Genomic DNA, 25,069 nt, shown 5'->3' with positions numbered 1-25,069 from the left:
ATCTGTGATATTGATTGCATTTATATTTTTGTTGTTTGTATAAAATTAACAGGTGATGAAAATAATGATATTTAACTCTGACTGGAATGAATTCTATGGAACTTATGAAGTTTGATGAAGTAATTAATCATCTAATTAAAAAGAAAAGGACATTCTCTTTATTAATGGGGAATGGTTTTAGTATGGCATATGATAGTGAAATATTTTCTTATAATGCACTTAGTAGATTTTTATCGTCAAGGGATGATACATTAATTAATAAATTATTTGATGTTATAAAGACTAAAATTTTCGAAGTCGTTATGCAACAATTAGATACAACGCTTGCATTGCTCGAAGCCTTTGACTCCAGTAAAGCTCTTCAAGAAAGTATTAGAAATGCGAGCGATAAACTAAAAGCAGGATTGCTTAGCTCAATACACCAACTGCATCCTGAGCATGTTTTCAAAATACCTGAACACAAGGCCGAAGCATGTGCTACTTTTTTAAAGTTGTTTATTAATAGTGGTGGTCATATATTTTCAACTAATTATGATATGCTTCTTTATTGGGTTTTAATGCGTCAACATATTGACAATGCAACTGATGGATTTGGAAGAGAACTTGAAAATACTGAAGAGGTGCTTCGTGGTGCAGAGGCTGAGTATGGTGATTTAATTTGGGGGCCTAATAAAGATCATCAGAATATCCATTATTTACACGGTGCGTTACATGTTTTTGATGTAGGGATTAATATTGAAAAAGAGCAGTATAGTAATGATGGATTTCTAATAGAAAAAGTAAAAAAACGCCTTGAGGTTGGTGACTATCCAATATTCGTAACTGCTGGTAATGGAGACGAAAAACTTAACCATATCCGACATAACAGATACCTATCACATTGTTTTGAACAGTTGTCAAATTTGAACGGCTCGTTGATAACTTTTGGTTTTAATTTTGGTGAATATGATGAGCATATTATTGATGCGATAAATAAAGCAGTCCATGCTCCTTCAAAAAGAGAACCTAAATTGTGGAGTATATACATTGGTGTTTATTCTGAAGCAGATGCTAAACATATTTTAAGCATAAAAGAAAAATTTCATGCGAAAGTTACTCTATTTGATGCCAAAACCGCTTGTGTTTGGGGGGGATAAAAATATTTTGCCTATTGATATAGTAAGAAAGGGCTGTCTCAGCCCTTGAAAATATATTCCCTATGCCATTGTAAATAGCTGTATGAAGGTTTCGGCAATGCAATGATCCTTTCTGGTAAATTCAGTTTATCGCATGTTACAAAATCAAGGTGATTGCTTATCAGAACGTCACCTTCGTTAGCGAATGAAATCCAGCCAGAGTCAAATAAAGTATCAATATGAGCCGCCAGCATGAGACCGTTATGCGGATCTAATCTTTCTTTCGCAGTTTGGCATGCGGACCAGGGCTTGATATGGCTCGCTCTCAGTAATGGCTGAAAGGTAATACCTGTTACAGGACAGGCGGGATACAGTCTGAGGCATTCTGCCCGGAAATTACCCTGTCCGATTCTGGCCTGAATCAATGCTGTTCGGGTTGTTTCGTCTATCGAGAGATCCTGTGTGATAATATCAATGTCTGGTTGAACGAGAGCGATACGGTCATTGGGGCTTTCATTTACCTCAAATGGCTCAGGTGTTTCAAATCCCAGTTCCTTGAACAACTCAGAGTGAAATTTTATAGGTAAATATTGTTCAACTACCTGTTTTGCAAGCGAATCGATCAGGAGTTTCTGATTTTGTAATAGAAAAAACGAGGTAACATCAAAGCCACCGCGCACGTTGTTATCTAAGACCGTCTGCAGCCTCGGTTCCTCAGGGCTTTTAAGTAAAGAATGGTCTGTTCCTTCCAGCGCCCAGAAGCCATCATGCTTTAACCGCCAGAATGGCATAAGAACTTCATAGTTGCTGCGTTTTGGCCCGTAGCGTTTTAGCAAATCCCGTAGTTGATCTTGTATTTCATCCTGAAACTGGAAAAGTCGCTCATGGCCTTTCTTGTATTGGGAAAGAACGTACAGAACAAGTAAGGGTTTATTCAACGCTGGTGCTTTGTTGTACCAGGATGTTTTCATCCCGGCTATTTTTTGACTAAGAGATTTTGCGATGGTCATAGTTCGGTTACAGGAGCCAGTAGTTGTGCGATGATGCTCGAAAAACTCAGACCAATCAACCCACAATCAACAAAAACATGAGCTTACCGCACACAACCCTATTTCCTGAATCCCCCTCGCAAATTCCAAATTTCCCTCATACCAAACGGCTGTATTTATATTCAGCCCTGTATAATGGTCACCAGAAATTACGCCAACCGGCGAAAGGAAGTATCAAAGACTATTTAAAGAAGAATTCGCGATATGAAGGTGCTGCAACACCCCCATACCGCTAACCACAACCAACTTGATAGGAGTTGTATATGGCTGCAACGAATTTTAAGCCAGAGTTTACTGTTTGCAAAACAGAATCAGACGCTTTCACTGGCGTGATTGAAAACCGCGAGCTGGTACGCAAAAACAGCGCCCGCCGTCTGCACGGCAACCCGCCCAACGCGGCGCCCGTCCATCCTCGAGCGGAAACACCGCAGGACAGTGCCGCCTGCTGCGAACTCTATGCACGCATTGACATGAAATATCTTCTTCTGGGCGGCGACTGGCTAACCCGTGCAGGCTTTATCAACGGTATGCCGGTAAAAATACGCGCCATGAAAGACTGCATTGTGATTACGCCACAACATACAAGAGAATTATGGGGATGCCTGGAAGGTATGAGCGTGGTGAATATAAATAAGCAGAAAGTCGCGCAGTGGCTGAAGACCTTCCCGGGTGCGCTGAATGATACGGGTGATGTTCCAGTGATTAAGCGTGGCAGCGGGCAGGCTGTTTAAACTTCAAACCAGTATGCACGGGCATGTGAGCGCATGCCCGCACTACGCTAAAAGTAACTCAATCATGATGTATTTGTTCTTTCACAGCCTTAACCAGCACAGCATGAAGTTCGCCAACGGTTAAATCGCGTATCACAGGTTCAGGAATGCCCCGTAGCCTGCGAATCAAGCGGCAGATACCGAAGTAATCTATGTCCTCGGTGCTAAAAAGAAACTCGTTTTCAGCGAGGGAAAAAGTTTTCTCATAGCCATCTTCGTCAATGACGAGCGTAACGCCAAACGCTTCCTCGCAGTCTTCAATCTGGGCATCGCCATCCATGCCGCAGATATCAAGATCGTCTTCGATTAGGGTGTTCTCAATAATAACGTATAAGTTTATTAATAGAACGAGTTAACGCTTGGGATTTATTATTGAAGGTACAAAGAAAATCAAAATAATCCACGCAAACATCCCAATGATTTTTAGCGGCCAGGGTTCGAATACATCAAAGCACACAATTGCGCCTATAACTAATAGTGGTCCACCCAATACTTCCAGTATTTCTTCTAAGATAGATAACTTATGAGGCAATACACGATTCAGTAAAACACAAGTAAGGTGTGTGCCTCCTAAAATAATGATTATAGCTAGAGTGCATTCTTTCCAGTTATCAGAGATACCTAAGCAAATGAGGCACAGTGCAATCACAAAAACACACAGTAACGTATTCAGCATGGAAATAATTAACTTACTCATATCATTTTACGCCGCGCATTAAAGATATAAAGAATCCATGAATATAGCATTCTTGGAAGAATGATAAACGACATTGGCTAATAATGGATTTAATGCTTTATTGCGCCTCGTTTATTTCCGTAATAATCGAGTTAGCGGCTTCGTACTCTTCCCACGCACTCCACCGCTAATTCTAACTTAACTAAACACCGGCACCCCCAGCCCAACCTTCACCTCCCTCAACGTCTCCTGCGTCACCCCCTGCGCCCGTTCCGTCCCGCGCTTCAGCATCGCCATCAGCTCCCCCCTGTCACGCATATACATCGCCCTCCGCTCACGCATCGGCGCAATCAGCTCCTGCAGGCACCCCTCCAGCTCGTTCTTACAAACCCGGTCACCCAGCCCGCCCGCCTGATAGTGCGCCTTCATCGCCGCTACTTTCTCCTTGTCCGGATGAAACGCGTCGAGGTACGTAAACACCACGTTCCCCTCAATCTGCCCCGGGTCGCTCACCTTCAGGTGGTTCGGGTCGGTGTACATGGCGCTGACCGCACGATGAATGGTCTCTTCGCTGGCCGAAAGGTGCAGCGTGTTGCCCAGCGATTTCGACATCTTGGCGCTGCCGTCGATGCCGGGCAGGCGGCTGGTGTCGCTCAGCATCGCCTTACAGTGGCGCAGCACCGGGGCGGGCAGCAGGCTGTTCATCTTGTGCACAATCTCGTTGGTCTGCTCAATCATCGGCAGCTGGTCGTCGCCGACGGGCACGCACTCGGCCTTAAACGCGGTGATGTCCGCCGCCTGGCTGATGGGGTAGGCCATAAACCCGACCGGCAGCGAGCGGGCGAAGCCCTTCTGCGCAATCTCGTTTTTGACCGTCGGGTTACGCTCCACGCGGGCGACGGTGACGATGTTCATATACAGCATCGTCAGCTCGGCGAGTGCGGGCAGGGCGGACTGCAGGCAGATCGTGGTCAGGTTCGGGTCGATGCCGGCGGCGAGGTAGTCGGCCAGCACTTCGGGGATGTTGTCGCGGATCTTCTGCGGGTTGCTGCCGTTGTCGGTCAGCCCCTGCAGGTCGGCAATCAGCACAAACTGGCTGTGCGTCTGCTGGAGCGCCACGCGCTGGCGCAGCGATCCGACGAAGTGGCCGAGGTGCAGCGGGCCGGTTGGGCGGTCGCCGGTGAGGATGGTGGGTGCGTTCATAAAGACTCCTTAACGTTGTAATGCCGAAAGGGGTCTTAGATGTGTGAAAGCCGCCTTTCGGCGGCTATCTGAAAATGGGGAAAACTACTCCGAGCCGCCTTTAAGAAGGCAGCCACCAGCGGTTTACGGTGAGCACGGCGTGGTTTATGTTCATGCTTTTACCGTATCACGTCCGGCGAGAAAAACAAAAGGGCACGTCATGCTGCAATCACTCAACCACCTGACCCTCGCGGTCAGCGACCTGCAAAAAAGCGTCACCTTCTGGCACGAGCTGCTGGGGCTTGCGCTGCACGCCCGCTGGAATACCGGGGCCTATCTCACCTGCGGCGATCTGTGGGTCTGCCTGTCGTACGACGAGGCGCGCCAGTACGTGCCGCCGCAGGAGAGCGACTACACCCACTACGCGTTTACCGTGGCGGAAGAAGATTTTGAACCGTTCTCGCAAAGGCTGGAGCAGGCGGGCGTCACCGTCTGGAAGCAGAACAAAAGCGAGGGGGCGTCGTTCTATTTTCTCGACCCGGACGGGCACAAGCTGGAGCTGCACGTGGGCAGCCTCGCCGCGCGGCTGGCGGCGTGTCGGGAGAAGCCCTACGCGGGTATGGTGTTTACCTCAGACGAGGCTTGAGCCGCGCACCTTCAGCCTGCAGGTCCTGTCTCAGCAATCATTGGCTACGTGACGCTGGCGGAGCGAAAGCGCCGGGTGGCGGCTGCGCCTTACCCGGCCTGGAAAAAATTACAGCGACTTCACAAACGCCAGCAGATCTTCGTTGAGCTGGTCCTGGTGGGTCAGCGCAAAGCCGTGCGGCGCGTTGTCGTACACCTTCAGCGTGGCGTTTTTGATCATCTCTGCCGCCAGCTTGCCGGTGCTTTCAAACGGCACGATCTGGTCGTTGCTGCCGTGGATCACCAGCGTCGGCACGTCGATTTTCGCCATATCCGGGCGGAAGTCGGTTTCGCCGAACGCGGTCACGCAGTCGATGGTGCCCTTCAGCGACGCCAGCAGGGCGATGTTCAGCGTCTGGGTCAGGGCACCGGCAGAGACGGTCTGCCCGGCGTTGATGCCGTAGAACGGCGTCGCGAAGTCGCTGATGAACTGGGCGCGATCTTTACGCAGCCCGTCGCGAATGCCGTCGAACACGCTCTGATCCACACCCTGCGGGAAGGAGTCGGATTTGCCGAAGATTGGCGTCACCGCGCCCAGCAGCGCCAGACCGGCGACGCGCGCGCTGCCGTAGTTGTTGATGTAGCGGGTTACGTCGCCGCCGCCCATGGAGAAGCCCACCAGCGTCACGTCCTGCAGATCCAGGGTGGTGATCAGGTCGTTGATGTCGGACGCAAAGGTGTCGTAGTCGTAGCCGTTCCACGGCTGATCCGAGCGGCCAAAGCCGCGACGGTCAAAGGCGATGGCGCGGAAGCCGCGCTCCGCCAGGTAGTTCAGCTGGCTGTCCCACATGTCGCCGTCCAGCGGCCAGCCGTGGCTGAAGAGAACCGGTTTGCCCGCGCCGCCGTCCTTGTAGTAAATCTGCGTGCCGTCTTTTGCCTTAAACGTTGCCATAGTGTGTTCCTGTGCAGGTGATGGTTATGGTTATACCGGCGCGACCAGGTAGCGTATTGCCGGTGATGTTGTGCCCTGATGAAAAGCCAGAACGCGGCTCTGCAGCAGGAGGTCATTCATGGTGTGGCGCTCCTGCTGGCGCAGATGCTCAATCCACGAGCCCATCAGGAATGTCTCGATAAACAGACCGGGGCGCTCAATATCCTCGTATACCGCCCAGCTCATCGCCCCGGCGCGGCGGCGCACCCGGCGCAGCTCGTGTACGGCTTCCAGGAAGGCCCTGGTGTTCTGCGGGTCGATGATGTACTCGTGCGACACCAGCACCGGGCCGCGCTCGTTGGGCAGATCGATCTCCACGCCGTCCAGCGGCTGGCCGCTGAGGTCGAGGTTCAGATCCGGATCTTTGCCCAGCTTCCAGCGAAACACCGTCGCGCTCGCCAGCACCATCCCCAGCGTGGCGACAACCAGCGAGGTCGGGGTGCCGAAGCGGGAAGCGATCTGCCCCCAGATGGCGCTGCCCGCGGTCATCGAGCCGAAGAACACCGTCAGGTACACCGCCAGCGCGCGGGCCTTCACCCAGCGGGCGGCGCTGCGCTGCGCGCCGAGGTTCAGCGTTGAAAGCACCGCAATCCACGCGAAGCCGGTGAAGAACTCAAACAGGTTGAGCAGCCAGACGTGGCGCACGAACGCCAGCGCCAGCATGGTGAGGGCAAAGGTCAGGCTGGCGGCCACCATCAGGCGGTCGGCGTCGAGCCGCTGGCGCAGGCGCGGCAGCAGAATGGCCCCGGCAATCGCCCCCAGGCCAATGCACGCCAGCATCACGCCGTAGCCCGCCGGGCCTAAGCCCAGCTCGCGGCGCGCCACCAGCGGCAGCAGCGCCCAGCCCGCGCTGCCGAAAACGAAGAAGGCCACGGTGCGCACCAGCACGTTGCGCAGCACCGGCGCGGCGTGCACGTAGCGAATCCCGGAGCGTACCGCGGAGAAGAAGTGCTCCGGCGGCAGGCGCTGAATGGACGGTGCCGGACGCCAGCGCCACAGCACCCACGCCACGCCGACCACGGACAGCGCGTTCAGGGCAAACACCATCCAAGGCCCGGCGAGCGACAGCAGAAAACCGCCCAGCGCGGGGCCAATTGCCCGGCTGATGTTCACCCCGAGCGAGTTCAGCGCCACGGCGGCGCCCAGCTCCGGCTTGCTCACCAGATCGGGCACCACGGCCTGGAACGGCGGCGAGCTCATCGCCGCGCCCACGCTCAGCAGAAACGTCGCCACCAGCAGAACGGCGGGGGTGACGTGTCCGGTGAAGGAGAGCACCGTCAGCCCGGCGGCGGCGATGAACACCCACAGCTGGGAGAAGAGCAGGTATTTACGTCGGTCGACGATGTCCGCCATCACCCCGGACGGCAGGGCGAAGAGGAACATCGGCAGACTGCTGGCCGCCTGCACCAGCGCGATATCCAGCGGGTCGGCGCTCAGAGTCAGCATGCTCCAGTTGATGCCGACGTCGCTCATCCATGAGCCGACGTTAGAGACCACCGTGGCGATCCACAGCATGCGGAACACCGGCTGGCTCAGCGGCTGCCAGGGCGAAACCGTCGGTGCGGGCGTCGTCTCGACGTGTGCGTCGCGAACGTCGTTAACCTGGGTCATGCGTACCTCTCCGCTGTCTTACGCTGCAGCCGCCACTGGCCCGGCCCGGTGAGGGCGAGGGTGGTGAAGATAATCAGCAGCAGCCAGCCAAACTGCCCTTCGGCAATCGACCAGTTCGGGTGGACCGCCAGCATCGCCACCAGCAGCACGGCGATAATCGGCAGGCACGCCAGGCGGGTGTACACGCCCGCAATGATAAACAGCGGGCAAATCACCTCGGCGACAATCGCCGGGATCAGGCTGGCGTAAGGCCCGAAGCCGAACGGATCTTCAATGCGCGTCAGCTCTTCGCTGAAGTGCAGCACCTTCGGCAGGCCGTGCACGTAGAGCAGCAGCAGGCTGCCGGTCAGGCGCAGGAAGAACAGCCCCAGGTCGACCCGGGGCAGAGCAAAGGTGTTTTTCATCAGAATGCAAAGCAGCTGCAGCCCAGCGCCCCCCAGAAAGCGTTATCGTCGGACACCGGCATCTCTGACGTGCGGGCGAAATCATGCTGGTGGCTGTGAACCCCGCACGGGCCGCTGCAGTGGTGAACGGCGCTCATGCCGACGCGGGCGGCCTGCGGCGGCGCGCTGCGGTAGTGGCCCGGCACCTTCACCACCGGGGACCACTCGGGCAGAACCGGAATGGCAGGCGGCGCGAGCGGGCCAAAAGCGCCTGCGGCGTAAACGATATCGCCGTTGACCACCGTCAGGACGGACTCGATGCCCTTGATCTCCTCTTCCGGCACGCGGAAGTAGTCTTTGCTGAGCACGGCCAGGTCGGCGAGCTGGCCGACCTTGATCTGCCCCTTCTGATTCTGCTCGCTGGAGAACCACGCGCTGCCCTGGGTCCAGAGCATCAGGGCGGTATCGCGATCCAGACGGGCGCTGTGGTCGTACATCTGCATCCCGCCGACGGTGCGGCCGGAGACCAGCCAGTAGAGCGCGGTCCACGGGTTGTAGCTCGCCACGCGGGTGGCGTCCGTCCCTAAGCCCACCGGCACGCCGGTCTCGAGCATTTTTGCCACCGGCGGCGTGTGGCGGGTGGCTTCGATGCCGTAGCGCTCGGCAAAGTACTCGCCCTGGAACGCCATGCGGTGCTGCACGGCAATGCCGCCGCCGAGCGCTTTGATGCGGTCGATGTTGGCCTGGGTAACGGTTTCCGCATGGTCGAAGAACCAGTGCAGGCCGTTGAACGGAATGTCGCGGTTCACCTTCTCGAAGACGTCCAGCATGCGGCTGATGGATTCGTTATAGGTGGCGTGCAGGCGGAACGGCCAGCGGTGCTCCACCAGATGGCGCACCACGCGCTCCAGCTCGTCCTCCATGCCCGGCGCGAGGTCCGGGCGCGGCTCGAGGAAGTCTTCAAAATCGGCGGCGGAGAAGACCAGCATCTCGCCCGCGCCGTTGTGGCGGAAGAAGTCGCTGCCCTGGCCCGGCGTGAGCATGTCGGTCCATTTTTCAAAATCTTCCAGCTCGTGGCCCGGACGCTGGGTAAACAGGTTGTAGGCGATGCGGATGGTCATCTGCTTTTTCTCGTGCAGCTCGGCAATCACCTCGTAATCTTCCGGGTAGTTCTGGAAGCCGCCGCCCGCGTCGATGGCGCTGGTCAGCCCCAGACGGTTGAGCTCGCGCATGAACTGGCGCGTGGAGTTGACCTGCTGCTCCAGCGGCAGCTTCGGCCCTTTGGCGAGCGTGGCGTAGAGGATCATGGCGTTCGGACGGGCAATCAGCATCCCGGTCGGGTTGCCGTTGGCGTCGCGCTGGATCTCCCCGCCCGGCGGGTTTGGCGTGTCCTTGGTGTAGCCGACCACCTTCAGCGCGGCGCGGTTGAGCAGGGCGCGGTCGTACAGGTGCAGGATGAAGACCGGGGTATCCGGCGCGGCGTCGTTAATTTCATCGAGGGTCGGCATGCGGCGCTCGGCAAACTGGAACTCGGTCCAGCCGCCCACCACGCGCACCCACTGGGGCGACGGCGTGCGCAGGGCCTGCTCTTTCAGCATCCGCAGGGCGTCGGCCAGCGACGGCACGCCTTCCCAGCGCAGCTCAAGGTTGTAGTTCAGCCCGCCGCGAATGAGGTGCAGGTGCGAGTCGTTCAGGCCGGGGATGGCGGTGTGGCCTTTTAAGTCGACCACTTTGGTGCCTTCGCAGTGGTGCTGCATCACCTCGGCGACGGTACCCACTTCCAGAAATTTTCCGTCGCGCACGGCAACGGCTTCCGCGACGGGGTTCTCGCGATCGACGGTGTGAAACTGGCCGTTAACCAGAATGAGATCGGCTTTACCAAGGGTAACCATAAACTGCTCCTGACTGAGAGGGGAATGGTCAGAATTATGGGAACCGGTTTCGGCAAAGATCCAGTTATACAATAGGATAGGTATACCAAAGTATAACTATACCTAAGGTTAACTATACGAAGAGATAATTACGCGCAAAGACGGAAAACCGCAGGATGAGGGTGACTTTATCGTCGCGGCGCTCGCGGCGATTTCACCCTTAACCACTGGAAAATGCTATGACCTCTTCAAAGCTCGAAGTGTTAACCCCTGCGAACTGTCAGATCATCTTTATCGATCACCAGCCTCAGATGGCGTTTGGCGTGCAGTCTATTGACCGTCAGGTGCTGAAAAACAACACCGTGGCGCTGGCGAAAGCGGCTAAGGTGTTCAACATCCCGACCATCATCACCACCGTTGAGACCGAAAGCTTCTCCGGTAATACCTATCCGGAGCTGCTGGACGTGTTCCCGGGCCAGGACATTCTGGAGCGTACCTCCATGAACTCCTGGGACGACCAGAAGGTGCGCGACGCGCTGCAGGCCAACGGCAAGAAGAAGGTGGTGGTTGCCGGCCTGTGGACCGAAGTGTGCAACAACAGCTTTGCCCTGTGCGCGATGCTGGAAGGCGACTACGAAATTTATATGGTGGCGGACGCGTCCGGCGGCACCTCCAAAGAAGCCCACGACTACGCGATGCATCGCATGATCCAGGCGGGCGTGATCCCGGTGACCTGGCAGCAGGTGATGCTGGAGTGGCAGCGCGACTGGGCGCGTAAAGAGACCTACACCGCGGTGATGGATATCGTGCGCGAGCACTCCGGCGCGTACGGCATGGGCGTCGATTACGCCTACACCATGGTGCACAAAGCGCCGTCTCGCCAGAAGAGCGAGCATCGCACCTTAGCGCCGGTCCCGGCACGCTAAGTTCCGCTGGCGGGCTGGTCCCTCATCCGGCTCGCCGCTGCCTCTTTCTCTGGAGTTCACAATGAGTACTGGGCTGATATCCCTTGCGGCAGGCGTGTTGATTGGCCTGATGTATGCCGTGCTGAAGGTGCGCTCCCCCGCGCCGCCCGCGCTGGCGCTGATTGGCCTGCTGGGGATGCTGGCGGGTGAACAGGCGACGCGACATCTGTTATCCCGCGACGGCGCGCCGCCGCCTCCGGTGACCGTTCCGCAGGTCAACTCGCAGACGGGAGCGTCGTCATGAAAGCATGGATAATTTCGCTGGTGTGCGGCGTGGTTGCTGGGGTAATTTACGCCCTGCTCGACGTACATTCCCCGGCACCGCCGGTTGTCGCCCTGCTTGGTCTGTTTGGCATGCTGGTGGGCGAGCAGCTCATCCCGGTGGGACGGCGTTTACTGAGTCGCGAACCGCTTACCCTCGCCTGGTTTCGTCACGAATGCGTGCCGAAAATCAGCGGCACGGCGCCCCCTGCGCCCGCGAAGGACGATCGCGACGTTTAATGATTTGTGAGAGGAAAGACAGCATGACGCTGCCGTGGCGCATTGCCATCATTGATGACGAACGATCCGTCCGCAGCGGGCTGAGTAATCTCCTGGAGTCGGAAGGCTATGCCGCCGATACGTTTGATTCGGCAGAGGTGTTTCTGAGCCATCCCTTCGCCCTGTCCGGCGCGGCGCTGGTGATCACCGACATCAAGCTGCGGGGCATGAGCGGCCTGGAGCTGTTTGAAAAGCTCCGGCTGCTGGCCGTACCGCCTCCGCCCGTGCTCTTTATCTCCGGTCATGCTGATGAAAATATGCAGCGGTACGCTCTTGATCTGGGCGCCGCTGCATTTTTGCGTAAGCCTATTAACATCGATATTCTGCTGGATCATATTCAGCGGGAGATGGCCCGCCGACAATAAGGATCGCGGATGAACGAACACGAGCAGCCTGCATTCTGGCCCGCCCAGGGGAATCTTCACCAGGGGCGGGTTTTTGTCCTTAAAGAGGATGTGATTTTTACCGTGCTGGCGCAGGAGGGCGGAATCGCCTGGATGCACGCGCGACATCCTCATTCCGGCGGCTCGTTCATTATCGCCACCGCGGTGAGCGACGAAGAGGAAGAGCGGGCCACCCGGCTGCTCAAAAACGAGTTTGCGCTGCGCGACGTGCTGCAGGACAGCTGGGCCATTCGCGCCGTCGCGTCAACGCAGTACCGGGGGCGCTTCGCGCTGGTGTACGCCCCGTTTTCGTTTGAACTGCTGGCGCGGCGCGCGGGCAGGGCGATCTCGGGCATCACGCGCTTTCTCGAGATGGCGATCCAGATCTGCGTTCCCCTGCGCCAGATGCATCTGCAAAACCTGATCCACGGCGATATCAAGCCCGGCAGTATTTTTGTTCATCACGACGCCACCTGCCGTCTGGGCAGCTTTGGCCTTTCAAGCAGTCTCTCCGATGCCGTCACCCAGACCCGGCTTGCCGTTTCAGGCGGTACGCCCGCGTATATGTCGCCGGAGCACACCACCCGCACCCAGCGCCCCGTCGACGGCCGCAGCGATCTCTACAGCCTCGGTATGGTGCTGTACGAACTTCTGACCGGACGCCTGCCGTTTGAGCTGGGGGAGGACGATCGAGCCAACTGGGCGCACTACCATATTGCCTCCGCGCCGCTGGCCCCGGACGCGATCCGCCCGGACGTGCCGGGAATGCTGTCGACCATCATCCTGAAGCTGCTGGAAAAGCACCCCGATAACCGCTACCAGACGGTCGACGGGCTGATTGCCGACCTCCGCCGCTGCCAGGCGACGCTGACCTGCGAGGGCGAGATCGTCGCTTTTACCCCCGGCCAGCAGGACCGCACCCCGGCGATCCATCTGGCGGACTCCCTCTTCGCGACGCATCCGCAGGCGAACGACGTTATTGCGGCGTTTGAGCGGGTGAGTCAGAACCTGGTGCCGGAGCTGGTGACAATCGGCGGGCCGTCGGGGATCGGCAAATCTTCGATCATCGCGACGGCGCTCAAAACGCTGCAGCAGCGTACGGTGCTGCTGGCGGTGGGCAAAGTCGACCAGTTTTCGCCGTCGCTGCCCTACGGCGTATTAAGTTCCGCGTTCCGCACCCTGACGCTGCACCTGCTGGGGCTGCCCGCAGAGGAGGTGGCGAAGTGGAAAATCCGCCTGTCTCGCGCCCTGGAGGGGCACGAGGCGCTGGCCGTCAGCCTGGTGCCAGAGCTGGGCCTGCTGCTGGAGAGCAAGCCGCGCTTCTCGGCGGATACGTTTTCCATTGATGCCCGGGCGCGCTTCAGCCATATGGTGCTGGCGCTGGTAAAAACCTTTGCCTCGCAGGGCTGCCCGCTGGTGCTGGTGCTCGACGATCTCCAGTGGAGCGACGCCGCCAGCCTGCACACGCTCAAATATCTGCTGATGAACTGCGGCGCTGTTCCGCTGCTGGTGGTCGCGGCCCACCGGGATATCAGCGCCGTGCCCGACGCCGCCCTGCAGGCGCTGCTGGCGGGCCTGCCGGAGGCGGCGCAAAACGCGAGCGAGATTGTCCCGCAGGCGCTTTCCGTAAAAGCAGTGGCGCGCTGGCTGGCGACGGTATTTCGCACCCGCAGCGCGGCGACGACCGACCTCGCCACGCTGATCCACGAGAAGACGGGCGGCAACCCGCTCTTTGTGCACGAGTTTTTCCGCCGCATCGTGGATGACGGCCTGGTGGTGCACAACAAATATCAGGACAAGTGGCACTACGATCTGCAGGCGATCCGCGCCAGGCACTACACCGAAAACCTCGTCACCCTGGTGCTGGAGCAGCTTGAAGAACTCCCCGACGAGACGCGCCGCCTGCTGGGCAGCATCGCCTGTCTCGGCGGCACGGGCGAGATGGAGATGATCTGCCGCGTGGTCGGCATGTCGATGGCGGAAATGCGCTATGCGCTGCACCCGGCGGTGATGGCCCAGCTCATCGTGCTGGCGGAAAAAAAGTACGCCTTCACCCACGACCGGGTGCAGGAGGCCGCCTTTGCGCTGCTGGATCGGCATGAGAGAAGCCATATTCACCTGACCACCGCCAGCCTGCTGGCCGACGCCGCGCGTCAGGCGGCGGGGAACGAGCTGCTGTTCCGCGCCGTTCACCACGTCACGGCCGCGCTGGACAGCATCCAGCCCGCCCCGCAGCGCGAGATGTTCCGCGAGCTGAGCCTTCTGGCCGCGCGACGCGCGAAGCGCTCGGGGGATTATCCTTCGGCGCTCGGCTATATCCAGACCGCCAGAGCGCTGGGCAACGCCGGGACGGTGTCGGACTTTATGCTCGATATCGAAGAGGCGGGCTGCGAGTTTGCGCTGGGGCACCTGGAGCGGACCCGCGAGCTGTGTGATGCCATTCTCGGCTGCCCAGGCGGGCTGACCGAAAAGGCGCTGGCGGCGAACCTGCTGGTGGAGGTGTACATTCGCCAGTCGGACAGCCGTCTGGCGCTGGAGGAGGCACTCTGCTGGCTGGGGATTTTTGGGATCCAGATTAGCTGCTATCCGGAAGATGCCGACTGCGACGAGGCCTGGGCGCTGTTTTGCAACCGCACGGCCGACGCGCCGAAAAACCTGTTTGCCCAACTGTCGCGGATGGATAACCCGGAAACCGAAGCGGTGATGAACCTGCTCTACAGCGCCAGCATTTGCGCCAGCTTCATCTGCCCGCGCCTGCACTTTTTGCTGCTCTGCCGCATGATGCACCTGACTCTCGACCACGGCATTACCGGCGCCTCCACCACGGCGATGGCCTGGTTTGGCGTGCTGATTGGCCACCGCTACGCCGAGTATCGCCTTGGGTTCCAGTACGGCACGCTTGCCCGCGAGCTGGTCAATCGCCACGGCTACGACGCGTTCGAAGCCAAAACCCTGCTGCCGCTCGACCAGCTCAGCGTCTGGACCCAGCCTTTATCGTTTACCATCGAGTGCGCGAAGGCCTGCTTCACCTCGGCGGTGACCCACGGAGATATGACGATGGCCTGCTTTGCGGCCTGCCACCAGGTGATTAACTTCCTCTCGCGGGGCGATCACCTGGACGGGGTGCTGACCAGCATCGATCGCGGCCTGGCGTTCGTGCGTAAAACCCACTTCCAGGACGTGGAAACCATTTTGATGGTCCAGCGCGGCTACGTTGAGTTCCTGCGCACGCCGGTCATCGGCACCTGGACCGCGTCGCAGGTGCTGCCGGAGGCGCTGCTTCCCGCGTCGCCGGAGCAGGCGCCGGAGAAGAACTCCACCATGCTCTTCTGGTACTGGCTGTATCGCGGCATGGCGCACTTTACCTGCGGCGAATATGCCGACGCGCAGGCGGATCTCGAGATGGCGGGCTGGTACGCGTGGTCTGCGCCGGGCCACATCCATCTGCTGGATTACCATCTCTACAGCGCCCTGGCGCTCTCCCGTCAGCTGACGCCGGAGACCTTCTCGGCGAATCACCGCCGCAGCATTCACGCCCACTACGACAAAATCGCCCTCTGGGCGCGCGTTAATCCCGGCACGTTCGCGGATAAAGAGGCGCTGATTTACGCCGAAATCGTGCGTCTGGACGGAATGAACAGCATTGCGCTCGAGCAGTATGAGAAGGCGGTCCGGCTGTCCCGCGAGGGCGGGTTTAACCCGATCAACGCCCTGGCCCACGAGCTGGCGGGGCGCTTTGCGCTGGCCTGCGGCTACCCGACAGCGTCGGACGCGCACTTCCGCGGCTCGATTGCCGCCTGGGGCCGCGCGGGCGCGCAGGCCAAGGTGCGCCAGCTGGAGCAGGATTTCCCGCACCTGCTGGCCTCCGGGCAGGCCAGCGCCTACGACACGGTGGCGTTCGCCCAGAATGAGACCATCCGCGATCTGCAAAGCGTCATCAAAGCCTCCCGCGCGCTGTCGGAAGAGATTAACCTTGAGCGCTTAATCGAAAACCTGATGACCATCCTGCTCGAACGCGCCGGGGCGCAGCGCGGTCTGCTGCTGCGCGTGAGCGAGAGCCTCATCCCGGAGATTGAGGCCAGCGCCTGGACCAGCACCGAGGGCGTGCGGGTGCGGATCCTGAAAGACGTGCCGACGGCGACCGACCTGCCGCTGTCGGTGCTGGCGGCGGTGATCCGCACCGGGCAGGAGATCCGCACCGGCAGGCCGGAGGAGTTCCATCCCTTCAGTCAGGACCCTTATCTGGTGACCTCGGGGGCGGCGGTCATGTGCGTCCCGATGTTCAAACAGGCGCGGCTGGTAGGCGTGCTCTACCTCGAAAACCGCCTGATGCCGGAGGTCTTCACCGCCGAGCACTCGCGCGTGGTGAGCCTGCTGGGCGCGCAGGCCGCGGTATCCCTTGAGACGGCGCGGCTGTACGCCGAGCTGCTGGCGGAGAACATCCAGCGCCGACGGGTGGAGAAAGAGCTGCGATCCAGCCAGACCTCGCTGATGCTCGGCGAGCAGATCAGCCACACCGGCAGCTGGCGCTGGGAGCTGGAGCAGGATCTGATGTTTGTCTCGGAAGAGTACGCCCGCATTCTCGGCCTGCCCGGGCAGCAAAAGACGATCTCCATGGCGGAGTTTCTGACCTTCGTCCATGAGGACGATTACGCCCGCATCAGCGCCATCGTCACCCAAAGCGTGCGCGACGGGCTCTCCATGCGCGCGGAGTTTCGCGTTAAGCGTACCGACGGCTCAACGCGCTACATCCTCGGGATTGGCGATCCGGTGGGCGTGGGCAGCGAGGTGAACGAGTATTACGGCATCATCACCGATATCACCGGCCAGCGCGCGGCGGAGGATGCCATGCGGGTCGCGCAGGCGGATCTGGCGCGGGTGTCCCGGGCCACCACCGTCGGGCAGCTGACCTCCTCCATCGCCCACGAGATCAACCAGCCGCTGATGTCGATCGTCTCGAACGCCGGGGCGAGCCTGCGCTGGCTCAACCGCGAGCCCGCCCGTCTGGATAAAGTGCGTGAGGGGCTGGAGGAGATCGCCGCGGAAGGCGCGCGGGCGGGGGAGATCATTCGCAGCATCCAGTCCCTGACGCGCAAGCAGGATCCCACCTTCTCGCGCATCGACATGCACTACCTGATCCACCATATCATCACGCTTTCGCGCAGCGAGCTGGAGCAGAGACATATTAGCGTTGATTATCTGTTACAGGCGCAGAACAGCTTTATCACCGGCGATAGCGTGCAGATCCAGCAGGTGCTGTTGAACCTGGTGATGAATGCGGTAGAGGCGATGGCCGAGGTGAAGGAACGCGCCAGCACCATTACCCTCAGCACCGCCAACGCGGACGGGAAAGTGATCGTCGAGATCGCCGATACCGGGAGCGGCATTGAGCCCGAGCGGCTGGAGCAGATTTTTGACTCGTTCTACTCCACCAAGGCCCAGGGGATGGGGATGGGGCTGACCATCAGCGCCAGCATCATCGAGCGCCACTGCGGGAAGCTGAGCGCGCGCCGCCGGGAGCCGTACGGCACGGTGTTCGCGTTTGCGCTGCCGCTGGCGGCGCAGGAAGGGTAAAGGTTACTCCGCCGGCTGGCTATTGGTCAGGCGCTCAACGGCCCTGACCAGCTCCGCGACGGAGCGCACCTGCATTTTCTCCATCACGCGGCGGCGGTGCACCTTCACCGTGATCTCGCTGACGCCCAGCTCGGCGGCAATCTGCTTGTTCAGCATGCCGCTTATCGCCAGCGTCAGCACCTCGTGCTCGCGCGGGGTGAGGGACATGTGGCGCTGCTTCAGGGCGTAGTGCTCTTTATTGCGCACGGCGTTGTGTTCCGCCAGCTGAAGCGCGGACTCAATGGCGTCGATAAGCGCGGTGGATTCGACGGGCTTGGTGAGAAATTCGTACGCGCCGCCTTTAATGGCGCGCACCGACATCGGGATAGTGCCGTGGCCGGTAAGAAAAATAATCGGGATCTCGCGCCCGCTGTCCTTTAGGGCGTCAGCCACCTCAAAGCCCGAGATGGCGGGCATTTGCATATCGAGGACCACGCACGACGGGAGCTCTTCAAAGCGGTGTTGAAGAAACGCTTCTGCCGATGAAAAGCCGACGGCGTTCAGGTCCGCCGAATCCAGCAGCCCGATCACGGACTGCCTGACTGCGTCATCGTCATCAACCACATACACAATGTGTTCCATTCACCGCCCCGGTGCTGATTTACATGTCGAGGATGCAAACAATCCCGCCGGTTACGTAAGGGACTGTTTATGCTGACTTTCATCTTAACACATTAACTATCATTATCATTTAACAATATGATAACCGTATGAAGATGAAGTATAGCGATACGTGACCGGGGCGGCTAAGCAACGAAACGCTGATTTTATGCACCCACAAGCTCAATGCGGTTGCCGTCCGGATCCGCAATTACCGCTTCATAGAAGCCGTCCCCGGTCATGCGCGGGGCGCTGAGCAGCGTGCCGTTGGCCTGTGCCCGCTCCGCCATGCTGTCGACCTGCGCTTTGCTGCCGACGTTGATGGCGATATGCGCCCAGCCGATAAACTCCGGGTGCGCAGGGGCGTCGGGCAGATCCGGCAGCGTCATCAGCTCGATGGTCGGCCCGTTATTCAGCGTAATAAAGTGTGATTCGAAACCGGGACGATTTTTACTGACGTAGCGTTCGTTACTGCGGCCACCAAACACCGTTTCCCAGAACTGAACCTGCGCGTTCAGGCTGCGGGTCCAGAGTGCGACATGGGCAATATTCATAAGCTCCCTCGTTATTTGTCTGTGAGGACTTTCACCGGTAAAACAGGCTACACTCTGGTTTTGAGCGCGACAAGCTGAGGAAATAACAATGCACTACACACTGAAAGATAGCGACAAGGAAAAAGCGGAAGGGGCAAACGGCGCGGGCGCTCTGCAGCAAAAACTGCTGGAGTCTCGTTCGATTGTGATCTCCGGTGAGATCAACCAGGAGCTGGCGCAGAAGGTCATCACCCAGATGATCCTGCTGCAAAGCGTCAGCAACGATCCGATCAAGCTGTACATCAACAGCCAGGGCGGCCACGTGGAAGCGGGCGATACCATCCACGACTTCATCAAGTTCATCCGCCCGGAAGTGCACGTCATCGGCACCGGCTGGGTGGCGAGCGCCGGGATCACCATCTTCCTGGCGGCGAAAAAAGAGCACCGCTACTCGCTGCCAAATACCCGCTTTATGATCCACCAGCCACTGGGCGGCGTGCGCGGTCAGGCAACGGATATTGAGATCGAAGCGCGCGAGATCATCCGCATGCTGGATCGCGTGAACAAGCTGATCGCCGACGCCACCGGCCAGCCGCTGGAAAAAGTGAAAAAAGACACCGACCGCAACTTCTGGATGTCTCCGGCAGAAGCGCTGGACTACGGCATCGTGGGTAAACTGATTACCCATTATGACGAGCTGAAGCTGGATTAAGTTTTCGCGGCGTGTTTGAGTCGGGTGGCGGCTTCGCCTAACCCGACCTACACCGGACCTAGCGTACCTCGAACACCACCGCCATCCAGTTCGTTCGCGTGCCTGGCGGAAACGCCGGGTAAGGATCGAGCCGTGTGCATGCCCCCGCCCAGATGTATGTATCCTCATCAATGCGATACCAGTGCGCGTTGCCTTCCACAGCATCCCCCATCACCGCAGCCTGCACCGTCAGCTGGCTTCCCGCAGGGAGTTCACGCGCCACGGGCGAGAATACCGAGGGGTTCTGTTTACGCGTGTAGACCGCTGTTGTGGTCTTAACAAAGCCAGTGACCGGCAGTTCAGTGAAATCGCTCATTTCAGGCCTCATGACAGCTCTCTCTTAACGTAACGATATAAGCCGCTGTAGATATGGCGATCACGATAAAGCGTGAAACTGTCAGAATGTGTCATGCAGAAGTCTGAAAGGCACCCGTTGAGCGGGTGCCTGGAGGATTACTTAATTCTGGGCTGCGATGCTGATAAGTTCGTAGATTTTTTTTGCCCCGGCATTTGATTGAGTCAGTTCAATATTATGTTTCTGGCCATTCTTCATATGCAGGACAATTTTTTTATTAAAGGATCCTTTTATGACTACGCTACTGACTTCGCTGAAGCGGGCGTAGAAAGTTTCATACAATTTTCCTAACACGCAATAAACACCGTCATCGGTTAATACCACACCATGATCCCCTTGGCCGAAAACCGTTTCGTCGTAGTAGAACAGGATCGCATCTTCCGTGAGAGGAGGCAGCAATTGACGATGACTGGCCGCCTGGACGAAATTATTTATTTTTTTCGCGTTGAGATTGTCGTAGCGGTAAAAATTGTGGTCTTTGTTCGTCGCATACTGTGTTAATTCACCCCCGGCTGGTTTGTGTTCCAGCGCTGGCAAGGTTTGCTGTGGCTGTTGTGGTGTTGTTATCGTTGCCTCCGATACGGAACCAACCATAGAGGCCCCAACAGCTCCCATCCCCGGAAGCGTCTGGGAGGTCACGCTATGTTGAATGGTGGTCACAGTTCGGGTGTAAGCGTTGACATGGCTCCCGCCTCGCATATGCGCTGATACGTTTTGCGGGGTTTTGACCACGGTCTGCACCGGGGTCAGCACGGTTCTGAATGCCGCGCGTAAGGATGCCACAATCGAGACGATCAGAAGTGCGATAAGTGGGACCGAAAGCCACATAATTGAAAAATAGAAAATACTTTGCTTAGTGTTGGTTGCCAGCTGCGTTAACCTGGAACAATAAAGCCCTGCAGTTATCACGTACACGACACCACAAGCGATAGTGGCAGCCATGTTGCTCTCCTCGTCCATTGCCATTTCCTGGATAACGGGAAAGAGCAAACATCCATAGAGAACAGCGCTAAAGAGCGCATCGGGAAGTAATGTTTTTATCGTCTCAAAGGCTTTCGCAATATTGTAGAAGATCCATAGAAGTAACAATATCCAGCCAATGACAGGAATAGCTGCGGCGATAGCCATAAGTATCATGCTGACGATCATACTGCCAAGAATATTGCCTAAATGCCCTTCCGAAATAAGATACCAGATAAAATACAGGAAGGAACCGGCGAGAACGGCCGGGAAGGCGACCACAACGCTTGCAGGTATAAAGAAAACGAACCCGCCAAAGATAAGTAATAACAAAAAGCAAAGGCCAGGTCCATTATTGTCAGGTGTTGAGTTTGCTTCAGCGTCTATAGACATATTAGTGATCTGCCTGTGGGTTAATGATAGGGAATGGAATAAATGCCCTTGGTGTAAGCAAACTGAGAGGTAAAGGCTGTTTGGTCTTTCCGTTAACTAATGCCAGTGACGTCAGGCGCAGCGTGAGATTGCTTTCGCAATAATGCTCGCCTTCGGCGAAAGCCGTTTGGTATCGCGTGGCATCAGAATCGCCGAATGGGTCTACCTGCAAAGTATCATGAGCTACAAGGTTATTTTTTGCATCAACGAGGTCAAAGCCTATCTCTAACGAACCAACGCTTTCCATGCCACTGTCCAGCGTGAAAGTGGCGCTGCACATCCCTTGATTTGCCCAGACGGTGTTTGAGTGCCAGATCTCAATCGCATGAGTTGGAGCAGCGAATAAAAGACATGCGAATACTGTGCTACAGTGTAAGTAACGGCTCATCATATTTTACCATCCTGAAAATGATGTATTAATCAACATAACCGTATGTTGCATCATCACCGGTGTCCGCTTCTTTTACGAGGCCTTGACCGCGATATTCATTAGGTAAAAACCCCCCATTAGTGCACTCTTTTTTCATGATGAGCTTTTGGTTTTTATATACTTTCAGGCCGGTATAATCCCATCCTTTTCCCGTACCGCTATAAACAACATAGCTGTAGTTGCCATTGATGAAACGATAATAATAAGCGCCTCCACCTGAGAACGTCATTTCACCCAGGCGAACCTGCTTTTTGTCTCCCTCATTTTTGGGGAGAGTCATTTCTACTTTTTCAAGTGAGCCGTAATAATAAGTAGGAACATCGTGATCCAGACGGACGATAACGTATTTTCCGTTCGTGAGTTCGCAGTTGAAAATAAGTTCAGGCTCAGGCGGTGCAGCATGAACGCTTGGAGTTGTCGCCAGAAGTGTCAATAATCCAGCAGAGAGTAATTGAGATTTCAACGTTATTTTTCCTTAGCAGGTAAAGCAGCCGGTAATCCGGCTGCTATTTTATTATTGTGAAGCCAGTGTTTCTTGTAATTCATTCAGCTGTCCCTGCAGCTTCTGCAGTTCCATCTGTTTTTGCAATTCGGAAGCGCTTGGTTTGTTTTGCGCCTCCTTCATACTTTTTTCCAGGTCTGCAACTTGCTTTTGAGCATCAGCCCGGCCAGCTGTTTTTTTCTTCAACTGGGCGACCAGATTGTTCATCGACTTTTGCAGTTCTTGCTGCGATTTTTGTTTACTGGCTACGTTGGCATTGCTCAGTGCTTTCTCTTTTTCAATCGCATCATTCACCGCTTTGAACTCTTTATTCAGTTCCTGATCGTGTTGCAGCGTTTTTTGTTTATCTTCAACGCGCTTATCCCAGGTGCCGGAGTAGTTGCAGTTAAATTTGGTAATAATGCTGACATCACCGGTTGTCGGGTCACAATCTCGCGCGTTAGTGGCACAGCCGGCTAATATGAGTGCGCTGAGTGCAAGAAAAATATAACGCATTGCTATTCCCCTCAACCGACTTTCAGCGCGGTGCGCTGGGTATAGAGGCTATCGAGCTCGCCCTGCAGAGAGCCAATTTTGTCGCGCATCAACGCAATCTCGCTATCCAGATTTTGGGTATCACTGCCGGATTTGCTCATGTCTGCAGAAACGTCCTGCCACTGCTTCTCATGTTTTTTCATGTCGGTGATGGTGCCGCGAAGGTAAGCAATGTTGGCATCCACTCCTTTAATTTGCTTCTGTACGGCGTCTTTTTTCACCGTGTTTGCAGCCATATCTTTTTCTATTTGAGCGAGGGTCTTTTTATCAGAGTCGATAACCGATTTTGCAACGCTGGTTGCGTTCTGAATGCGTTTGTTTTCGGCTTCAACATCCTTAATCGTTGCGTTTAACTGCAGCTCTTGGGAGGCGTATTTTTTGCGCTGATTATCCAGATAGGCGTTAGCCCCCATACCCACACCGCAACCGGCGATAGCGGCGGCGGCCATACATACCGCTTTGTTGCTGGAGTTACTGACAGCGCAAGCCAGTGCGCCGATTACCGCGCCGCCAGCACAGGCCTGCCAGCCTGATTTATTGAAAAACTCAACGTCCTGATTATTGGCAAGGCGCGGGTCGACGCCGCCACTACTTCCCGTACTGCCATTCTGGCACCCCGCCAGAAATACCATCATTCCTGCTATCACTGCTGTGCGAATAACCTTTAACATTCCAATCTCCTGAACTATTTAATTATTTTTTTTACATGAACTAAGCCACGCCTCGCGCGCAACTTTTCCATCTTTCCAGTACCCCTGAAGGTTCTTCCAGTAGGTATCGAGATAACCGTTAAGGTTGGTTTTTCCGCGTGCAGCCATCTGTTGCAATACGACAGCGACCTGCGGTTCGATGAGGGGTTTGTCATAGGTTGTGCCCATGTCTACCAGGGTGTCAGCGTAATAACTGGTAATAAAATCAAGGGCTTTTTGATGTTGACCAAGCTGTTCCTGACGGCGGGAGCAATTAGCATCAAGCTGGCTGCCTGCGGCACAGGTTTTGGTGAAGAGCTGGTTGAGACGATCGTAAAACTCGCCGTCATCTTTCATTTTTGTGCACAAAAAGGCGCCCAACTGTAACGATGTGCGTATTGCCTGATCCCGTTGTTCATCCCGAAGCTGGCTATTTGCGCGCAGCTCACCGCGCAGTTGCTCAAGTTGTTTCTTCAGTGCGTCATCCTGGACTTTTGCCGAGATAGCATTCAGGTTTTTTAGCGAATCATCAGCTTTGCCTGCAGGTGTCTCCTTTTTACCCGTGCCTAATGATTGCCACTCTTTTTCAATCTCTTTCACCCGCTCGCGTGATGTCAGGGTTGTGGAAACTAAAACCAGACGAACACCGGTGCTTTTGGTTGTATTCTCGCCCGCATTGGCATAGTACGGCTCCTCTCCACGCAGTGAACTGCGGATATCCGCCTGAGGAGTCATATAACTGCCCCCCCGAACGACATAGCCCCCAGCCTTACCATGCAGGCGATCGAGCTTGTTCAGGCGGAACGGGTCAAACATCATCTCTGCTGCGTTGCCCAGTATGTCGTGCAATCCGAGCGGGTTAGGTTTCAGCAGGCCGGTAAGCTGAAGTTTTCCATTTGCAGACTGTGCCCCCGCAAACCAGACATAACCGTTTAATCCTTCAGGCATGGGGAAGTGGCGATCGCGGAACTCTGCGGGGGAAACCGCGAGCCCGCCGCGTGCGGCAAACTCCCACTCGGTTTCTGTCGGAAGCCGTAAAAATCCCGCCTGACCATCATCTTCAGGCAGTGCAGAAAGTTTTTCTTTTCGTAACCACAGGTTGTATTGATTTGCGAATACCATGGCATCCATCCAGCCAATACTCACCTTCGGTAAACGTCCTTTCATATCCGTCGTCGGGCATTCCCCAGAAAGCGCGCGATACTGCAGGTCGCTCAGTTCATATTTGGCCATCAGGTAATAACGGCCCTTACCACCCTTCTCCGGGAAACTGCCTGCAATGTGTTCCTGGCGAGATTGTTCAACGTATCCCCAGTCGTCGCCTTCTTGCCCCAGCGTGATGTTGTAATCTTCCAGCGGTTTATTCAGCGGGATAGCGACTTTGCGAAATGCCATGGCACCGTCGCACGGCATAGGCAATATCACGTCATCGGCCAGAGGTTTTGGGTTCCAGAACTTTTCATCCCAGGTGGCTTTCGCCGCGCAGGCGTACCCGAGTCCAATGATAGCC

At 56.6% G+C, this 25,069-nt stretch carries 26 protein-coding genes; 9 read left to right on the top strand and 17 right to left on the bottom strand.

Annotation, left to right across the window (positions count from 1 at the left end):
• The first annotated feature begins 95 nt into the window (after positions 1–95).
• Entirely contained in the window at positions 96–1,136 is a 1,041-nt protein-coding gene (locus IM317_RS12870) for a DUF4917 family protein (RefSeq protein ID WP_080277753.1), read from the top strand.
• A gap of 38 nt (positions 1,137–1,174) precedes the next feature.
• Here IM317_RS12870 and IM317_RS12865 read toward each other — a convergent pair whose 3' ends face one another.
• Positions 1,175–2,125: an HNH endonuclease gene (locus IM317_RS12865; protein ID WP_050595271.1), complete on the bottom strand. Its 951-nt coding sequence runs from the start codon at positions 2,123–2,125 to the stop codon at positions 1,175–1,177.
• A 302-nt stretch (positions 2,126–2,427) separates the two neighbouring features.
• On the opposite strand from IM317_RS12865, the gene IM317_RS12860 reads away from it, so the two are divergent.
• Positions 2,428–2,895 carry a SymE family type I addiction module toxin gene (locus tag IM317_RS12860; RefSeq protein ID WP_072196597.1) on the top strand — a complete coding sequence of 156 codons (468 nt, stop codon included), beginning with the start codon at positions 2,428–2,430 and terminating at the stop codon, positions 2,893–2,895.
• A 58-nt stretch (positions 2,896–2,953) separates the two neighbouring features.
• On the opposite strand, the gene IM317_RS12855 is transcribed toward IM317_RS12860, so the two are convergent.
• From IM317_RS12855 to trpS, 3 genes are all read right to left on the bottom strand, one after another.
• A complete protein-coding gene (locus IM317_RS12855) occupies positions 2,954–3,214 on the bottom strand; it encodes a hypothetical protein (RefSeq protein WP_223998094.1) in 261 nt (86 codons plus the stop codon).
• A 72-nt stretch (positions 3,215–3,286) separates the two neighbouring features.
• On the bottom strand, positions 3,287–3,631 hold the full coding sequence (locus IM317_RS12850) for a hypothetical protein (protein ID WP_071993570.1): 345 nt from the start codon (positions 3,629–3,631) through the stop codon (positions 3,287–3,289).
• Between the two features lie 177 nt (positions 3,632–3,808).
• A complete protein-coding gene (gene trpS, locus IM317_RS12845; protein ID WP_033144515.1) occupies positions 3,809–4,813 on the bottom strand; it encodes a tryptophan--tRNA ligase in 1,005 nt (334 codons plus the stop codon).
• 199 nt (positions 4,814–5,012) lie between these two features.
• On the opposite strand from trpS, the gene fosA reads away from it, so the two are divergent.
• Positions 5,013–5,438, top strand: coding sequence for a FosA/FosA2 family fosfomycin resistance glutathione transferase (fosA, locus tag IM317_RS12840; protein ID WP_023303023.1), 426 nt, complete (start codon positions 5,013–5,015; stop codon positions 5,436–5,438).
• 108 nt (positions 5,439–5,546) lie between these two features.
• Here fosA and IM317_RS12835 read toward each other — a convergent pair whose 3' ends face one another.
• The 4 genes from IM317_RS12835 to IM317_RS12820 are packed head-to-tail and all read right to left on the bottom strand — an operon-like array spanning position 5,547 to position 10,293.
• Positions 5,547–6,368: an alpha/beta fold hydrolase gene (locus tag IM317_RS12835; protein WP_033144516.1), complete on the bottom strand. Its 822-nt coding sequence runs from the start codon at positions 6,366–6,368 to the stop codon at positions 5,547–5,549.
• A gap of 30 nt (positions 6,369–6,398) precedes the next feature.
• Positions 6,399–8,018 (bottom strand): MFS transporter, encoded by a 1,620-nt coding sequence (locus tag IM317_RS12830; protein WP_033144517.1) that lies wholly within the window; start codon positions 8,016–8,018, stop codon positions 6,399–6,401.
• Positions 8,015–8,422: a DoxX family protein gene (locus IM317_RS12825; RefSeq protein WP_033144518.1), complete on the bottom strand. Its 408-nt coding sequence runs from the start codon at positions 8,420–8,422 to the stop codon at positions 8,015–8,017. Before IM317_RS12825 ends, IM317_RS12830 begins: the two co-directional genes overlap by 4 nt.
• Positions 8,422–10,293, bottom strand: a complete 1,872-nt coding sequence (locus tag IM317_RS12820; protein WP_033144519.1) for an amidohydrolase — start codon at positions 10,291–10,293, stop codon at positions 8,422–8,424. Before IM317_RS12820 ends, IM317_RS12825 begins: the two co-directional genes overlap by 1 nt.
• Positions 10,294–10,511: 218 nt before the next feature.
• On the opposite strand from IM317_RS12820, the gene IM317_RS12815 reads away from it, so the two are divergent.
• From IM317_RS12815 to IM317_RS12795, 5 genes are all read left to right on the top strand, one after another.
• A complete protein-coding gene (locus IM317_RS12815) occupies positions 10,512–11,198 on the top strand; it encodes a hydrolase (protein WP_033144520.1) in 687 nt (228 codons plus the stop codon).
• A 61-nt stretch (positions 11,199–11,259) separates the two neighbouring features.
• The gene (locus IM317_RS12810) at positions 11,260–11,481 is read left to right on the top strand and encodes a DUF1427 family protein (RefSeq protein ID WP_033144521.1); all 222 of its coding nucleotides are present in this window, start codon (positions 11,260–11,262) and stop codon (positions 11,479–11,481) included.
• The gene (locus IM317_RS12805; RefSeq protein ID WP_010427264.1) at positions 11,478–11,738 is read left to right on the top strand and encodes a XapX domain-containing protein; all 261 of its coding nucleotides are present in this window, start codon (positions 11,478–11,480) and stop codon (positions 11,736–11,738) included. Before IM317_RS12810 ends, IM317_RS12805 begins: the two co-directional genes overlap by 4 nt.
• A 23-nt stretch (positions 11,739–11,761) precedes the next feature.
• Positions 11,762–12,142: a response regulator transcription factor gene (locus tag IM317_RS12800; RefSeq protein ID WP_033144522.1), complete on the top strand. Its 381-nt coding sequence runs from the start codon at positions 11,762–11,764 to the stop codon at positions 12,140–12,142.
• A 9-nt stretch (positions 12,143–12,151) separates the two neighbouring features.
• Positions 12,152–17,734 (top strand): ATP-binding protein, encoded by a 5,583-nt coding sequence (locus IM317_RS12795; protein WP_033144523.1) that lies wholly within the window; start codon positions 12,152–12,154, stop codon positions 17,732–17,734.
• A gap of 3 nt (positions 17,735–17,737) precedes the next feature.
• Here the strand turns inward: IM317_RS12795 and IM317_RS12790 are convergent, their stop codons facing one another.
• Together IM317_RS12790 and IM317_RS12785 are read right to left on the bottom strand one after the other, a co-directional pair.
• Entirely contained in the window at positions 17,738–18,355 is a 618-nt protein-coding gene (locus tag IM317_RS12790) for a response regulator transcription factor (protein ID WP_033144524.1), read from the bottom strand.
• Between the two features lie 185 nt (positions 18,356–18,540).
• Positions 18,541–18,927 (bottom strand): VOC family protein, encoded by a 387-nt coding sequence (locus tag IM317_RS12785; protein WP_033144525.1) that lies wholly within the window; start codon positions 18,925–18,927, stop codon positions 18,541–18,543.
• Between the two features lie 88 nt (positions 18,928–19,015).
• Between IM317_RS12785 and IM317_RS12780 the strand changes: the two genes are divergently transcribed.
• Positions 19,016–19,618: an ATP-dependent Clp protease proteolytic subunit gene (locus tag IM317_RS12780; protein WP_033144526.1), complete on the top strand. Its 603-nt coding sequence runs from the start codon at positions 19,016–19,018 to the stop codon at positions 19,616–19,618.
• Between the two features lie 58 nt (positions 19,619–19,676).
• On the opposite strand, the gene IM317_RS12775 is transcribed toward IM317_RS12780, so the two are convergent.
• From IM317_RS12775 to IM317_RS12745, 7 genes are all read right to left on the bottom strand, one after another.
• On the bottom strand, positions 19,677–19,973 hold the full coding sequence (locus IM317_RS12775; protein ID WP_033144527.1) for a hypothetical protein: 297 nt from the start codon (positions 19,971–19,973) through the stop codon (positions 19,677–19,679).
• Between the two features lie 141 nt (positions 19,974–20,114).
• Positions 20,115–21,365, bottom strand: coding sequence for a hypothetical protein (locus tag IM317_RS12770; protein WP_033144528.1), 1,251 nt, complete (start codon positions 21,363–21,365; stop codon positions 20,115–20,117).
• A gap of 1 nt (position 21,366) precedes the next feature.
• Complete coding sequence (locus IM317_RS12765) at positions 21,367–21,795, bottom strand: IrmA family protein (protein WP_048980632.1); 429 nt, start codon at positions 21,793–21,795, stop codon at positions 21,367–21,369.
• Between the two features lie 25 nt (positions 21,796–21,820).
• Positions 21,821–22,297 carry a hypothetical protein gene (locus IM317_RS12760; protein WP_053085578.1) on the bottom strand — a complete coding sequence of 159 codons (477 nt, stop codon included), beginning with the start codon at positions 22,295–22,297 and terminating at the stop codon, positions 21,821–21,823.
• A gap of 51 nt (positions 22,298–22,348) precedes the next feature.
• Entirely contained in the window at positions 22,349–22,831 is a 483-nt protein-coding gene (locus tag IM317_RS12755; RefSeq protein WP_033144529.1) for a hypothetical protein, read from the bottom strand.
• Positions 22,832–22,842: 11 nt separating this feature from the next.
• The gene (locus IM317_RS12750; protein ID WP_033144530.1) at positions 22,843–23,541 is read right to left on the bottom strand and encodes a hypothetical protein; all 699 of its coding nucleotides are present in this window, start codon (positions 23,539–23,541) and stop codon (positions 22,843–22,845) included.
• 18 nt (positions 23,542–23,559) lie between these two features.
• The gene (locus tag IM317_RS12745) at positions 23,560–24,954 is read right to left on the bottom strand and encodes an SUMF1/EgtB/PvdO family nonheme iron enzyme (RefSeq protein WP_223998095.1); all 1,395 of its coding nucleotides are present in this window, start codon (positions 24,952–24,954) and stop codon (positions 23,560–23,562) included.
• Between the last annotated feature and the right edge of the window lie 115 nt (positions 24,955–25,069).

The sequence above is a fragment of the Enterobacter cloacae complex sp. S3 genome (assembly GCF_014930495.1).
Classification (GTDB): domain Bacteria; phylum Pseudomonadota; class Gammaproteobacteria; order Enterobacterales; family Enterobacteriaceae; genus Enterobacter; species Enterobacter asburiae_B.
The sequence above is the reverse complement of the archived record's forward strand: the minus strand, read 5'-3'. Positions and strand labels throughout refer to the sequence as shown.

What these genes read in the sequence shown, in the direction of transcription:
- IM317_RS12870 (WP_080277753.1), top strand. Translation starts at nt 96, where the DNA reads ATGGAACTTATGAAGTTTGATGAAGTAATTAATCATCTAATTAAAAAG.
- IM317_RS12865 (WP_050595271.1), bottom strand. Translation starts at nt 2,125, where the DNA reads ATGACCATCGCAAAATCTCTTAGTCAAAAAATAGCCGGGATGAAAACA.
- IM317_RS12860 (WP_072196597.1), top strand. Translation starts at nt 2,428, where the DNA reads ATGGCTGCAACGAATTTTAAGCCAGAGTTTACTGTTTGCAAAACAGAA.
- IM317_RS12855 (WP_223998094.1), bottom strand. Translation starts at nt 3,214, where the DNA reads ATGGATGGCGATGCCCAGATTGAAGACTGCGAGGAAGCGTTTGGCGTT.
- IM317_RS12850 (WP_071993570.1), bottom strand. Translation starts at nt 3,631, where the DNA reads ATGAGTAAGTTAATTATTTCCATGCTGAATACGTTACTGTGTGTTTTT.
- trpS (WP_033144515.1), bottom strand. Translation starts at nt 4,813, where the DNA reads ATGAACGCACCCACCATCCTCACCGGCGACCGCCCAACCGGCCCGCTG.
- fosA (WP_023303023.1), top strand. Translation starts at nt 5,013, where the DNA reads ATGCTGCAATCACTCAACCACCTGACCCTCGCGGTCAGCGACCTGCAA.
- IM317_RS12835 (WP_033144516.1), bottom strand. Translation starts at nt 6,368, where the DNA reads ATGGCAACGTTTAAGGCAAAAGACGGCACGCAGATTTACTACAAGGAC.
- IM317_RS12830 (WP_033144517.1), bottom strand. Translation starts at nt 8,018, where the DNA reads ATGACCCAGGTTAACGACGTTCGCGACGCACACGTCGAGACGACGCCC.
- IM317_RS12825 (WP_033144518.1), bottom strand. Translation starts at nt 8,422, where the DNA reads ATGAAAAACACCTTTGCTCTGCCCCGGGTCGACCTGGGGCTGTTCTTC.
- IM317_RS12820 (WP_033144519.1), bottom strand. Translation starts at nt 10,293, where the DNA reads ATGGTTACCCTTGGTAAAGCCGATCTCATTCTGGTTAACGGCCAGTTT.
- IM317_RS12815 (WP_033144520.1), top strand. Translation starts at nt 10,512, where the DNA reads ATGACCTCTTCAAAGCTCGAAGTGTTAACCCCTGCGAACTGTCAGATC.
- IM317_RS12810 (WP_033144521.1), top strand. Translation starts at nt 11,260, where the DNA reads ATGAGTACTGGGCTGATATCCCTTGCGGCAGGCGTGTTGATTGGCCTG.
- IM317_RS12805 (WP_010427264.1), top strand. Translation starts at nt 11,478, where the DNA reads ATGAAAGCATGGATAATTTCGCTGGTGTGCGGCGTGGTTGCTGGGGTA.
- IM317_RS12800 (WP_033144522.1), top strand. Translation starts at nt 11,762, where the DNA reads ATGACGCTGCCGTGGCGCATTGCCATCATTGATGACGAACGATCCGTC.
- IM317_RS12795 (WP_033144523.1), top strand. Translation starts at nt 12,152, where the DNA reads ATGAACGAACACGAGCAGCCTGCATTCTGGCCCGCCCAGGGGAATCTT.
- IM317_RS12790 (WP_033144524.1), bottom strand. Translation starts at nt 18,355, where the DNA reads ATGGAACACATTGTGTATGTGGTTGATGACGATGACGCAGTCAGGCAG.
- IM317_RS12785 (WP_033144525.1), bottom strand. Translation starts at nt 18,927, where the DNA reads ATGAATATTGCCCATGTCGCACTCTGGACCCGCAGCCTGAACGCGCAG.
- IM317_RS12780 (WP_033144526.1), top strand. Translation starts at nt 19,016, where the DNA reads ATGCACTACACACTGAAAGATAGCGACAAGGAAAAAGCGGAAGGGGCA.
- IM317_RS12775 (WP_033144527.1), bottom strand. Translation starts at nt 19,973, where the DNA reads ATGAGCGATTTCACTGAACTGCCGGTCACTGGCTTTGTTAAGACCACA.
- IM317_RS12770 (WP_033144528.1), bottom strand. Translation starts at nt 21,365, where the DNA reads ATGTCTATAGACGCTGAAGCAAACTCAACACCTGACAATAATGGACCT.
- IM317_RS12765 (WP_048980632.1), bottom strand. Translation starts at nt 21,795, where the DNA reads ATGATGAGCCGTTACTTACACTGTAGCACAGTATTCGCATGTCTTTTA.
- IM317_RS12755 (WP_033144529.1), bottom strand. Translation starts at nt 22,831, where the DNA reads ATGCGTTATATTTTTCTTGCACTCAGCGCACTCATATTAGCCGGCTGT.
- IM317_RS12750 (WP_033144530.1), bottom strand. Translation starts at nt 23,541, where the DNA reads ATGTTAAAGGTTATTCGCACAGCAGTGATAGCAGGAATGATGGTATTT.
- IM317_RS12745 (WP_223998095.1), bottom strand. Translation starts at nt 24,954, where the DNA reads ATGGCATTTCGCAAAGTCGCTATCCCGCTGAATAAACCGCTGGAAGAT.